This is a genomic window from Massilia sp. YIM B02769, from assembly GCF_030411995.1.
GTDB lineage: Bacteria > Pseudomonadota > Gammaproteobacteria > Burkholderiales > Burkholderiaceae_D > Telluria.
Genome location: NZ_JASNRC010000018.1, coordinates 24,863 through 38,772, shown reverse-complemented (window position 1 = coordinate 38,772; position 13,910 = coordinate 24,863). Strand labels below are relative to the sequence as shown.

Here is a 13,910-nt window from a genome sequence, read left to right as displayed (position 1 = left end):
GGAATCGCCGTAAATTAAAATTCTTCCCATTCATCGTTACCAGCGGACACCGGCGCCTTCTTCGGCTTGGCCGTGGCGCTTGCCGCTGGTGCAGCCGCTGCCTTGGCAGCCGGCTTCTTCAGCGCCGGACGTGCAGGCTGTGCAGTGCGGGCGGCCGGAGCGCGCACCGCAGGCACGCTGGCGACAGGCGCCGCCACCGGGGCCGGTGCCGCGCCCTCTTCGCCTTCGATCAGCTTGAAGATGCTGACCACGCGCGCCAGCTCGCCGGCCTGGTCCTGCAGGCTCTGGGCCGCGGCGGCCGCTTCTTCCACCAGCGCAGCATTTTGCTGGGTCATGCTGTCCATCTCGATGATCGACATGTTCACCTGCTCGATGCCGGCGCTCTGCTCGGCGCTGGCGTTGGCGATCTCGCCCATGATGTCGGTCACGCGTTTCACGCTCGCCACCACTTCGTCCATCGTCACGCCGGCCTGGCCGACCAGCTTGCTGCCGCGCTCGACTTTTTCCACCGAGTCGCCGATCAGGGTCTTGATCTCTTTTGCCGCCGCAGCCGAACGCTGGGCCAGGTTACGCACTTCGGATGCCACGACCGCGAAGCCGCGGCCTTGTTCGCCGGCACGGGCTGCCTCGACTGCCGCGTTCAGCGCCAGGATGTTGGTCTGGAAGGCGATGCCGTCGATCACGCCGATGATGTCGGCGATCTTGCTGGCCGAGCTGTTGATCTCGCCCATGGTGCCGACCACTTGCGACACCACGTCGCCGCCCTTGCGGGCCACGTCGGAGGCGCTGGCTGCCAGCTGGTTCGCTTCACGAGCGTGCTCGGCGTTCTGGCGCACGGTGGTGGTCAGGGTTTCCATGGCCGAGGCGGTTTTTTCCAGCGAGCTGGCCTGCAGTTCGGTACGCGAGGACAGGTCGATGTTGCCGGCGGCGATTTCACGCGAGGCGGTGCCGATGGTCTCGGTGCCGCGGCGTACCTGGCCGACGATCTTGACCAGGCTGTTGCGCATTTCGTTCATTTCCGACAGCAGGCTGCCTTTCTGGGCGGTGCTGGTGTCGATGTCGATGGCCAGGTCGCCATGGGCGATGCTGCCGGCAATCCTGGTGGTGTAGTCAGGCTCGCCGCCCAGCTGCCTGATCAGGCCGCGGGTGATGAACCAGGCAGCGGCCACGCCCATGACGACGGCGACGACCAGCATGATGACCATGAAGTTACGGGCGTTGACGAAAGCGGCGGCGGCGTCGGCCTGGCTCTGCGCGCTTTGCTTGTCTTCCAGCGACACCAGCTTGTCCAGTGCTTCGGTCCACTTCTTCTGGACCGGACGCACTTCCTTGACCATCACGCGGGTCGCGTCCATGGCGTTGTTGGCCAGGTAGAGTTCCGAGGCCTTGGCGATCGCCGGCAGGGCGGCGGCTTCGTGCTGCTTGACTTCGGCCAGCAGGGCCTTCTCGGCGTCGCTGCCGTCGGTCGCGAAGATCTGGCTGACCTTGGTCTGGGCTTCGTTGTACTTGGCGGTCTGTTCCTTGAACTTCTTGAGTTCCGGCTCCATGTCGGCAGGGTCGGCCATCAGGGTCAGCACGCGCAGCGATGCCAGGCGGTCCTGCACGTTGTTGCGCATCTCGATGACCATGCGGCTCGAGACATTGTTCACGCTAACCACGTGATCGAGGCGGTCCTGGATCTGGGCCATGCGCAGCACGCCGACCACGGTCACCGCCACCAGCAACACCAGCACCAGGGCGAACCCCAGCCCCAAGCGCATACCGACCTTCATGTTCGATAAATTCATTTCGCCTTCCCTATTCTGTCTTGTCCAGATTTGCCTGTTGGGGTGTCCGCCTGAAGTCCTGTCCAACCAACTTCCATTACGGAAAGTATTTCCGTCAGGATAAATCAAAGTTGGGCGTTAAAACAGGAAAAAAATCTGCATCTGCAAAAACGTCCGCGGGACTGGAACGTTTCCTCAGCAAATCTCTTTGATGAGCGAAATTATGGATGGGGTCTTGCCCTAGAGCAAGCTTGGTCTTGAGCTGTCTACACAAATGTTCATTTCCTTGTAGCAAATTTCCTACATCTGATGAAAAAAACCGGCAAATTCTTGCTACTCACATCACGCCCATTCCCTTAAAGAATGATGTATAGCCATAGGGAAACTTAAGGAACGGCATTTTCTTCCCTGTTCACTTGGCGTCAAAACGGTGACGCTTATCCGCCTGCGTAAAAAAAACGGCGCCCGAAGGCGCCGCTGTCCAGCTACCGGCTTGCTACGCGCTCAGTTGCCCAGGCCGAGTTGCTTCAGGGCCGCCGCATGCTGCTCGGCGTTCAGGTTCGATGTCGACAGCCCCTGGATGGCGGCGTCCTTGCCCGCGCTCTGCGTCTGCTTCAGCAGCGCGTTCAGGTCGGCGCCCGGCGGGATGGCCACGCCGGCCTGCTGCAGGACAGCGCGCTTGACCGTATCGGGAATCGCGGCCTGCGAACCGTACTGCGCCAGCGGAGCAACCAGGGCGGCGTTCAGCTGCACCGCCGATTTCACGGCCGGCAGGGCCATCAGGTTGACCGGCTGCGCCAGGCGGCCGGTGTCGGCGGCGTCGCCGGTGCGGATGGCCACCGCGGTCGACTGGCTATCCGACTCGTCGGTCTTGCTGGCCCACGCCAATGGCAAGGACGTGGTGCTCTTGAGGTCCTTGGCCGTGTTCTTCGCCGAAACAGCGCCGTCCTTCACCTTCACCGCACCTTCCTTGACCTTGGTCCAGGTGGACGTCTGCTCCGGCGCTTCGGTCACGGTGGTGCCGCGTTCGCGCGTCGCCGGGGCATCGACGGCATCGGCACGGGCGCGCGTCGGCTGCGACTCGTCCACCGCGCCGGAACGCGGACGGCTGGTCGGTTCCTCCGCGCTGCGCTTGCCCGCCACCTGCACATAGGCATCCACTTGCACGCCATGCTGGCTGCTGGTGCTGACCGCATCGCGCGTCGTCAGGCCGCCCGTGGCGTTGATCTCCGCGCTCTGGCCGGCATCGACCTGGGTGCCCTGCATGTCGGTCTTGCCGCCCGAATTGATCACGAGCTTGTTACCGGCAACGAGGTCGGAACCCTTTTCCGTCGTCGTGCTCGCATCCGACACCCCGACGCCCGCCTTGGCGGTGACGCTTTGCGCCTTGGCCGTACGCGAGCCCGATAGGCCGGCGTCGACTTTGGTGCTGTCGGAATCGGTGCTGCTCTTTGCCGCTAGCAAGTTGACGTTGGCGTCGCTACCCAGGGTGACGTCGTTGCCGGCGCCCACCGTGGTGCCGACCAGGGTCAGGTCGTTCTTCGCCTTGATCGTCAGGTTGTTGCCGGCCTGAATGCTGCCCACCTGCGCCGTCGTGCTGCCGGTCGATTCGTCCTCCACCTTGACGTTAACGCTGGCGCCCTTCTTGGCGCCGCCCGAACCCTTGCTGGCGTTGACCTCGGCGCTCACGGCGCGGGTCGACGCCGATGTCGAGGCGGTGCTGTCCGCCGATACCATGTCGACCCGGCCGCCGGCGTCGATGCTGGCGTCCTTCGCCGCCGCCAGTTGCGTCCCCTCGAAGCGGGCGTCGCCGGTCGTCTTGATGGTGAGGTTGCCGCCCGCTGCGATGCTGCCGGTCACGGCCTGGCTGCCCATGTTCGAACCATTGGTGCTGGTATAGCCGGCGCCTAGCTTGGCGCCCACATCGCCGGTCACGCCCAGCTCCACGCGCGCATCGACGTTGATCTTGCTGCCGTTGCTGGTGCTGGTCGTGGTATTGCGCGCGGCATCGACCTGCAGGCTGCCGGCCGTGATGCTGGTATCGCCGCCGCTGGACAGGCGCGTGCCTTCCATGCGCGTCGCGCCGCTCGACTCGGTGATGATCTTGCCGCCGGCCACCAGGTTACCGGCCTGGGCGGCCGTGGTCTGGGTGCTCGTTGTGTCGCTGGTGCGCGTGTAGTTGGCATCCATGCCGATCGTCGGCCCGCCGAGCAGGCCAGCCGCGCTGCCCGGTTTACCGCCCTTGAGGTCGTTGAAGGCCTTGGTGGTCTCGAAGTCGACGCTGACGCCGATCGAGCCCTTGTTGACGGTGACGGTTTCCTCGTGGTTGCTGGTATCGATGGCGGCGAGCTGGTTGATCTCCTTGCCCCTCTGGACCAGATCGCCGGCCGCGGTGAACTGCGCACCACGCTCGGTCAGCACGTCGGTCGCTTCGCGCGTGATGCTGCCGCCCGAAGTGAAGCTGGCCACGGTGCTCTTGTCGCTGTTGCTCTTCAGGTCGCGCTGGGTGTTCTCGACGGTTGCCAGCTTGACGCCTTCGCCGCCGCCCGAGTACAGGTTCTCGGCCACGGCCTTGCGCGTCATTGCCATGGGATCGGCCGACACCGAGACGTTCAGGCCCGTGGTTTCGCTCTGCACGTTGTAGCTGGACTTGTTGCGCGCTTCCAGGATATCGATGGTGTTTGCCTTGACGTCGATGTCGCCGCCCGCCACCACGCGCGTGCCCTCGAACATCGCGTTGTTCCCGGCCGTGACGCTGGTCTTGCCGCCGGAGGTCAGCGACGACACGCGCGCCGTGCTGTTCGATTCCTGCGAGTGGGTGCTGGTGGTGCTGTGGGTCAGGCTGAGCGAAACGCCTTGGTTACCCGCCACATCCGCCGCCGCGCGGGCCACCTCGGCCACCGACGTGCCGCCGCTGGCCAGGTCGCCGATGCTCTTGACCATTGCCAGGTCGACGCCGACCGACACGCCGGTCGTGGTCGTCTTCTTGTCGATCGTCTGCTCGTAGGTATCCTGGCCTGCCAGCAGCTTGACATCGGTGGCATGCACCGCCAGGTCGCCGCCCGCCGCAACGTCCGAGCCGCGCACGGTCAGCGTCTTGCCGGCCGAGAGGCTGGTGTCGCCGCCGCTGGTGATGGCCGAGGCGACACTGGTGCCGGTCGTGGTCTTCGTGGTCTCGCTGGTGTCGGTCTTGGCGTAGCCGACCGCGCCACCCTTGGCAGTGAAGCCGCTGCTGATCTCCTTTTTCATATCGGTGACCTTGTTCAGGTCCTGGCGGTCGACGATCTTCAGGTCGCGGCCCGCGTCGATACCGACCTTGCCGTCGGCCTTCACGGTGCTGCCGGCCACGGTCACGTCGTTGCCGCTCGTGATGCTCAGGTTGCCGCCGCTGCTCACGCTGGCGCCGATCTGCTTCACGTCGACTTCGTTACGCGACCAGACCGTGCCGTTGCGGCCGTCGCCGGTCGAGCCGGCGACGGTGTCGGCGCGCTTGTCCTCGATGGTGTCGAACACGACGTCGTTGCCGGCCTTGATCGTGGCGTTGCCGCCGGCGGCCAGGTTGGCGCCGATCACGCGCACGTCGCGCGCCGCGTCGAGCGCCAGGCTGTCCCTGGCCTCGATGGTACCGGTGGGGCCGATCGTGGTGCGGCCATAGGTATCGTCGCCGCGGAAGACTGCCGCCGTTTCGTTGACGATGCTGCCTTCGGTCGAGGTGAGCGCCACCGTGTTGGCGCGGATGGTGCCGCCGGTGTTGGTGATGTCGCCCCTGGTCTTGACCGTCAGGTCGTTGCTGGCCACGATCGTGCCGCCCTGGTTGACCAGCGTATCGCCTTCGATGCGCACGTCGCGCGCCGAGATCACGCTGCCGTTCAGCACCGCCGCGCGGGTCGCCGCCGACAGGTAGACCACCGGCGCCAGCACCTTCTGGCCGTTGACCGAGGTCTCGACCATCCACACCATGTCCTCGGTCAGCTTGCCGGCCTGCTCGGCGCTCAGCGCCGTGCCGAAGCTCAGCCCGAGCGCGGCGCTCTGGCTGGCCGCGTTGTCGAGCAGGGCCTTCATCTGGTCCGCTTCACGCGTGTAGCCGCCGAGCAGGTAGTTATTCGTCTGCGCCACCAGCTGGTCGCGCACCAGCTTCGCTTCGTAGTTGGCGTCGCCCAGGCGCTTCTGCACGGTCTCGGTATCGAAGCCGAGGCGCTGCGCCAGGTAGTTCGAGCCGAACGCGCTGCCGCTCACGAACAGCGGATTGGTCTCGACCAGGTACTGGGTGTTGTTCGGCGCGGCCGGCACGTACAGGCCGTTCGGGCTGGTCGGCAGGGCCAGGTTCGGGCCGGTGAACGGCACGCCGTTGGCGCCGACCACCGTGGTCAGGCCGCTGGCAGCCCCGTTCACCAGTACCGGGGTCAGGCCGCCTGGCTTGGCGGCGCCGCTGCCCGCCTGGGCGGCCAGGCCGTCCTTGCTGCGGACTTCGGCGCCGTCGGGCGTTCTGTCGTCGGCATCGGCCTTGTCGATCCCGGCCAGGCCGTCGCGATCGTGGCTCTTGTCGGCCGTGGCGGCATCGACCCCCGCGGCGCTGCCTTCGCCCTTCGGCTTGTCGCTGTCCGCCGCCAGGGGCGTCGGCCTTTTGCTGATCAGCGTGATCGGGGCGTCGGCCGTGAACGTGCCGCTGGCGTAGATGCCGGCGTTGTAGGCGGGACGGCCTTCCAGTGCGGCGCTGCCCGTCAGCTTCAGGTAATTCATCCCGCTCCTGAGCCAGGTATAGGGATTGTTGTCGGCATCGCTGCAACCCCACCAGTCATCGTTGCACTGGTTGTGCCAGGTCCGCGGCGCCTCCTCCGTACCGTAGTAGGTGGGAAGATCGTTGTAGGCTGCTTCGCTCGTAGGGAACCATACCTCGTCGTCATCGGCCCGGATCCACACCAGGCGCGACAGGTACTCGCGCTGCAACAGCATGTCGGCGTTGACAAAAGCGCCGGCGACGCCTTTTTTCGAGATGCTCACGTCGCGTCCGGAGATCAGCGCCAGCTTGTTCGCGCCCGAGTCCCAGTAGGTGAGCTTGATGTTGCCGTCGGCCAGCAGCTGCGCTTTCGCCTTGGGCGTGAAGGAATAAGTCTGGTCGGCGTAGAAGTCCATGCGCCATGCGCGGCTGTGCGCGCAATTGTTGCCGGTGACCTTGTTGCAGTTGAAGTTGCCGCTGTCGATCACCTGGGTCAGGCCGATTTCCTTCAGCTCGCCCCGCTGGATCGTCGGCAGCTCCTTGCCGGACTGGTTCAGGAAGGCGCCGGTTTCGATGCTCAGGTTGCCCTGCGTGTGGACGTTGTTATAGTTCGACACGCTGCCGTTGTTGCCGCCGAGTCCCCCATTCAGTCCCAAGGTACGGAAGCTCAGGTCGCCCATGACCTCGATGTTGCCCGTATCGTCGTTGTTGATTGCCCCGCCCAAGGTGGTCAGCCTGGCGGAGCCGGTGCCGAACACCCAGCCCTGGTTCACCAGGTTGCCCTGCGTCGCACCCAGCACCATGCCCCCGCGTGCCGAGATACCGCCGCTGGCGGTATTGGTGATGTCCATCGCCGTCAGGTTCAGCGCGCCGTCGGCATGCAGGGCGCCGGCGTTCCAGGTACTGCTTATGCTCGACAGCGTGAGCGTACCGCCGCCACCGATCGTGGTCAGGATCTTCGCCTGCGCGACCTTGTTGTGCAGCGCGTTGGCGGTGATGGTCACGTTCCCGCCGACGATGCTGTTGTTGTTGTCGAGGTTGACCAGGCCGCCGACGCGGCCGATGGCCAGCGCGCCGCCGCTCTCGATGTCGCCGTCGTTGTCGAGTTTGAAGAGGCTGAGTCCGGTCTGCACGTCCAGGTCGCCGCCTGCGGCGATGCGTCCGTCGTTGTCCAGATCACCTTGGAGCTGGAGCGCGACGTTGCCGCGTCCGGTAATCTTGCCGGCCGCGCTGTTGCTGGCCGCGGCTGCCACATTGATCGTCAGCGCGCCGTTCGAGGCGATCTCGCCCTGGTTTTCGAACTTCTTGCCCGCCCCGCTGCTGGTGACGGTCAGCGTGCCGCCAGCGGCGCCCTTGTCAAGCGCCGCCACCGTGACCAGCTTGCCCATGTTGGCGACGCTGGCGCCGGTCAGCGCCAGGTTGCCGTTCGATTGCACCAGGCCCTTGTTGTCCACAATGGCGCCATCGAGCGCCAGCGTGGCGCCGGCGCCGCCGACCGCCAGCAGCTTGGCGTCGGCGGTGTTTTCCAGCTTACCGGTCACGTCGATGTCCAGGCTGTCGCCCTGCACCAGGCCGGCGTTCGTCAAGGCGCCGCCATCCAGGTCGAGAGCGCCGCCGACGATGATGCCGCTTTCCGTGTTGTCGATGCGGGCAAAGGCCAGCGGGCCGCCCACCGTCAGGCCGGTGCCGGCCTGGATGCGGCCGCTGTTCTTCAGGTCCTGGTCGCCCTGGGTATTGGCCAGCGTCAGCGCGGCGCCGCTCAGCAGCTTGCCGCTGTTGTCGATGCCGCCCGCAGTCAGCGCCAGGCCCGCATTGCCCTGCATGTTGCCGCTGTTGGTCAGCTTGCCGGCGGCATTCGCCCGGACCGTACCCGCGCCGATCACGCTGCCGTGGTTCTCGATGGCGCTGCCGCCCTGCAGGGTCAATTCGCCGCTGCCGGTTACCCGGAGCGTGGCGCCGGCCGCGTTGACGAAGGTCGTGCCGACGCCGATGTCGAGCCAGTCGCCGCCCTGCACCACGCCGCTGTTGTTCAATGTATCCAGGCGCAGGCGGGCCTGCTGGCCCAGGATCACGGCGTTCGCCGCGTTGGTCAGCTGGGCCAGGTGGCCAACGCTGCCCAGTTCCAGCAAGCCGCCGGCCTGCAGGCGCCCCTTGTTGTCGAGCGTGAAGGCCTGCGCGCCGCTGTCCACCGCCAGGCCGCCGGTCGCGGCCAGGGTGCCGCTATTGTCCAGGCCAGTGCCGGTGCCGATGCGCAGGTTGCCCGCGCTATGCATGAAGCCGCTGTTATTCACACTCGCACCGCTGGCCGCGAGCGTGCCGTCCAGGCTGCGTGCGCTGCCGCTGTTGACCAGCGCGCCGCCAGCGGCGAGCGCCAGGCCGTTCGATGATTGCAGCGCCCCGGCGCTCCCGATCTTGCCCCGCGAGCTCAGCGTCAGGGCGCCGCCCTGGGTCAGGACCTGTCCTCCCGCGCGGATGTCGAGGTCGCCCTCGGCATCGACCGTCAACGCGCCGCCCGATTGCAGCGTGCCGGCGTTGTCGAGCGTGCCCGCGGTGATGGTGGCGGCTGCGCCCAGCATCAGTCCGCCGCTGTGGTTCTCGATGTTGGCGCGATGGCCGGCACTGCCGACCGTCAGGCCGGCGCCGGACTGGATGCGGCCACTGTTGCCGAGGTCGAATGCGGCAGCCGTGCCGTCGATGCGCAGTGCGCCGCCGGCGAGCAGCTTGCCGCTGTTGTCCAGCTTCTTGTCAAGCGTCAGGCCAAGATAGTCGATTCCTTGCAGGGTGCCGCTGTTGGTGACCTCCTGTGCTGCCACCGCCGCGTCGCCGGCGGCGGCGATGGTGCCGCTGTTGACGAGGGTCTGCGCATTCAGCGCCAATGCGCCGTCTGCGCCTTCGTCCGCCCTAGCCAAGGTGACGATGCGGCCGCTGTTGTTCAGCTTTGCCGCGCTGTCCAGCGCCAGGCTGCCGCTGGACTCGATCGTGCCGGCGTTCGTGATGCTGGCGGCGTCGATGCCGAAGCTGCCGCCGGCGGCGGTAGCGGCCACCAGGCCGTCGTTGCCGAACACGCCGAGCGCCAGCGTGGCCGCGCTGCCCGACAGGATGGCGTCGCCCGTGTTGGTCAGGTCCGCGCGGCCGGAGACGCCGCCGATGACCAGCGTGCCGCCGGCCTGGATGCGGTTGTTGTTGGTGAGGGTGAAGGCCGCGCCGCTGCCGGCGATCGTCACATCGGCCAGCGATAGCAGCTTGCCTTTGGCGCCGTTGGTCAGCACCGTGCCGACCGTGGCGACAAGGGGTCCGCCCGCCTGCGCGGTGCCGGTATTCGTCAGCGTGGCACGCGCCACCATATCGAGCTTGCCGGCGGCGCCAATGGCGCCGCTGTTGTCGATGCTGGCGCCGTGCAGCGCGATGTTGCCATCGGCGCCGCCGTCGGCACGGGCCTGGGTCACCACGGTGCCCGTATTCACCAGGACGCCGTCGGCAGTCAGATCGAGATTGCCGTCCGATTGCAGGGCGCCGTGGTTGCGCAACGCGCCATCGGCGTCGATGGACAATGCCGCGCCGGCCTGGCCGCGCGTCAGCACCAGGCCCGAGGCGGTATTCGTCACGTCGCCGGATGCCGTCAGCAGCAGGCCTTCGCCGGCCTGGAGGATGCCCGCGTTGACCAGCGATTCCAGCACCAGCGTATCCAGGCCGGCCGCGATGGTGCCGGTTACGCCATTGTTCAAACGCGCGCGGTGGGCGGCGTCGCCGATGTCCAGCGCGCCGCCGGCCTGGACCAGGCCGTGGTTGTCCAGCGCGAAACCGGCATGCCGGCCGCTGAGGGTCATGTCGTTTGTCGCCAGCAGCTTGCCGCTGTTGATGAGGTCCGTGTCGACCGCGGCCGCGAGGCCGGCGCCGGCCTGGGCCACGCCGCGGTTGTCGAGCGAAGCGGCCCGCAGGCCGAGCGTACCGCCCGCCAGCAGGCTGCCGCTGTTGACGACCTGGCCGCGCGCCTCGACGGCCAGTCCGGCCGCCGCCTGCAGCAGGCCGCTGTTGCTCAGGCTGGACGCATGCAGCGCGACGCCCTCTTCGCCGATCACCGAGCCGGCGTTGGTGACGGCCGCGCCGTCGAGCGCGATCGCCTCCGCGCCGGTAACGCGCGTGCTTGCGTCCAGGCCGAGCGCGCCCTGCCCGGCATCCAGCGCCAGCGCACCGTGCGCCGTGACGCGCGTCGCATCGAGTTGCAGGCTGCCGTTCGTGGTGGCGAGCGTCAGTTCCTTGCCGCTGTAGATAGCTGCCGCGCCGACCTGCAGCGCATCCGTTCGCATGCCGAGCGCGCCATCCGCGCCCCAGGTGCTGCCGGCGATCGTGGCCTTGCCCGCCGCCGTCAGCGACAGGTCGCCGCCCGCATGGCGCAGCGCCTCGGTATTCCCGGCGCTGGCAGCGTCGCGCAAGGCGCCGCCCGCGTTGACGTTCAAGTCGCGCCCGGCGCGCAGGCTGGCCTCTTCCAGCACGATGTCGGCGCCGGCAGCCTTGAGCGCCACGTCGCCTGCGGCGCTGATCGACGCGTTGCGGCCACTTACCGCAATGCCGCCGCCCTGCCCCCTGGCGTTCACCGCGATATCGCCGGCCTGGGCACTGAGGCGCCCTTGCAGGGTGATCTGGCCCCTGGCGTCGATTGCCAGTTCGGCGGCGCTGGCGGCGGCGTCGCCCAGCAGGCGCACGCCCACGCCTTCCTCGGTCGCCATCAGGCGGATGCGGTTGGCGTACATGCCGCCCAGCGCGCTCGAATCGATGCCGAGCGCCGGCGCGGCCGTGTCGGCGCCGCTGGCGCTAGCGCTGCGGCTGGCGTAATCCCAGTGGTTGGCGCCGGCGGCCAGCGTCAGGTCGCCCGCGTTGACCTGGCCGTCGATGCGGATCGAGCGCGCCACCAGGTCGAGGTAATCAAGGCCGGTGCCGTTCAGGCCCGTGCCCGACACCACGATATCGCCGCGGCCCACGCGCAGCCCGGTCATGCGGCCCTCGGCGTCGAACACCGGCACGCCGGTGCTCAAGGTCGCGCGCGGCGTGTTGATGAAGCCGCAGCCATCGCAGGTGATGCCGTAGGGGTTGGCGATGACCACCTCGGCGGCGCTGCCCAGCACCTCCATGTGCCCGGCCAGCGTGCTGCGGCTGGCGCCCGTGACTTCGTTCAGGATGATCCTGGCGCTGTTGTTCAGGTTCAGGTTGGCCGATACCTGGCCGGCCAGCTGCGACTGGCGCGTCATCTGCGAACTGTCGCCGTTGTTCAGCACCATGCCGTTGCGCGCGACGTTGAACTCGGTGAAGACGTTGTGCGACACACCGGCGTTGTTGGCGGTGGCAATGTCGACCACCTGCACGCCGTTCGGCGCCTGGTACACCTTGGTGTTCCCGCCGGCGACGACCACCTGGGCACCGGCCATACCGGGGAAGGCGCACAGCGAGGCGCCGAACAGGGCGAAGGCCAGCGGGCGCAGGCGTAGGGTGTGGTGTGGCAGTCGATTGACGTGGGCTGGTTTCATGGTGGCGTTCTCCGCGGGTCCGGCAAGGGTGGCGCAGCGCTCGGGCTGCGGCCTGGTGTTCTGGTCGATGGTTCGGGTGGTGTTCACAGCGTGGCGCGCAGCTGCAGGTAGAGGCGGCTGCTTTCGCGCCGCAGCCCTTCGGTCATGCCGAGCGGCCAGGCATTGAAGACGTCGAAGAACAGGTCGCCGCTACTGACGCTCACGCCGAGGGCGCCGCCGCTCAGGTAGCCGGCCTGGCTGTCGGGACCGCGGCGCTTGACGCGGCCATAGTCGATGCCGAGGTAGGGCCGCAGCAGCGCCGGGCGCGCGCCCACGCTGAAGGGAATCCGCGTGGACAGGTCGTTGCGCAGCACGAAACCGGTGTCGCCGCTGATGGTAGTGTCGACAAAGCCGCGCACGCTGTAGATACCGCCGACCAGCACCTGTTCCGAGCCGTACAGCATGTCGATGCCGCGCTGGCCATTTAGGCTGCTGCTCAGGTTCAGGTCGATCCCCTTCAGCGCCAGCGGCAGGAAGTACGAGGCGCCGTAGCGCAGCTTGCGGAACTGGGCGTGCGGCGCATTGCCCGGCAGGCCGGGCGCGTCGTCCAGCGCGCCGAACTTGTGCAGCCCGCGCGAGAAGCCCAGCTGCAGCGACACCACGCCGCCCAGCCACTGCCGCTGCAGGCTGGCATCGATGTCCCAGACCGACAGCGTACGGCTGCTGGTGGCCAGGAACTGCTCGGCCAGGTAGTTGTCCGCGTCCTTGCGCGTGAGGGTCGTGCCGAGCGTGGCGCGGCTGGTCTGGTCGCGGTAGACCACGCGTTCGACCTGCACGAAGCGGCTGTCGCTGTCGCCGTTCGAGCGCAGCTGCTGGCCGCCGGCGGTGTTCAGGGTGCTCACGTACAGCGAATCGTTGATGCCGAAGGTGAAGGTGTTGTAGCCGTAGGGGACCACGTAGGCCAGGCTCTTCGACACCGAGCCGGCGCGCGCGTAGTCGGTCGGGATCGCGCGGCGGTAGGTGAGGTTCAGGAAGTCGTTCAGGCCGAAGGGATTGTCCAGGCCCAGGCTGACACTCGCCTGCTTGCGCCCGGTGCTTTCGCCGCCCTGGTTGTCGGCCGAGGCGGTCACGCGCCAGCGGCGTGCCGGCGTGTTCTTGATCGAGACGATGCTGCCGCCGGCTTCCTGGCCGGGCAGCAGTTCCAGGGTCGCGTTGTTCGACGGCAGGCGGTTGATCTGCTCCAGGCCCATCTCGAGGTCGCGCAGGTTCAGCGGCTTGCCGGCCAGGCCGGGGAAAGCCCAGTCCAGCAGGATGCTGTTCTTGCCGCCATCCTCGAGGACGATGCCTTCGAGCCGGCCTTCGACCACCAGCACCGCCAGGGTGCCGGTCGAGGCATCCTGCTCGCGGATGTAGGCGCGCGCGCCGATCCGGCCGCGCGCGATGTAGTCGGCCACGATGTCGGACAGCAGCTGCTGGATATCGTCGATGCCGAGGCAGCGTCCGGTATAGGCCGTGCCGACCCGGGCGCGCGTGTCGTCGGACAAGTGGGGCGCGGCGTCGATGCGCAGGGCGCGCACGTTCACGCAGCCGGAACCGGGCCGGCTCGGCGCGGTGGGCTGCGCGGGAACGTCGATCTGCAGCGGACGGCGGCTGTTGTCGAGCGACTGCTGCAGCTCGGCGCGCTGGCGCTCGTCCTGCTCGCGCTGGATGCGGCTGGCATTGCGGCTCGCTTCGGACAACTCGGCGGCGCTCTGGGCAAAGGCGTTCGTCGAGCAGGTTAACAGGGCGGCAAGCGCGGCGGCGGTGCGGCGCATGGTCGAAGCGGAAAGCGGCATGGGCAGGGTTGGATAAATAAACGGGGAACGGCCGGCGCCACGCAGCGCGTGCAAAACAGCAGGATGCAAGGGGGCTTTCCGCTTATCCACA

The 13,910-nt window shown here is 67.6% G+C and carries 3 protein-coding genes; all 3 read right to left on the bottom strand.

From position 1 onward, the window contains the following. Positions 1–14: 14 nt before the first annotated feature. Entirely contained in the window at positions 15–1,787 is a 1,773-nt protein-coding gene (locus QPK31_RS23750) for a methyl-accepting chemotaxis protein (protein ID WP_290425365.1), read from the bottom strand. Positions 1,788–2,270: 483 nt separating this feature from the next. Beyond that, positions 2,271–12,092 carry a hemagglutinin repeat-containing protein gene (locus QPK31_RS23745; RefSeq protein ID WP_290425364.1) on the bottom strand — a complete coding sequence of 3,274 codons (9,822 nt, stop codon included), beginning with the start codon at positions 12,090–12,092 and terminating at the stop codon, positions 2,271–2,273. Further along, entirely contained in the window at positions 12,089–13,819 is a 1,731-nt protein-coding gene (locus tag QPK31_RS23740) for a ShlB/FhaC/HecB family hemolysin secretion/activation protein (RefSeq protein WP_290425363.1), read from the bottom strand. Before QPK31_RS23740 ends, QPK31_RS23745 begins: the two co-directional genes overlap by 4 nt. Positions 13,820–13,910: the final 91 nt, after the last annotated feature.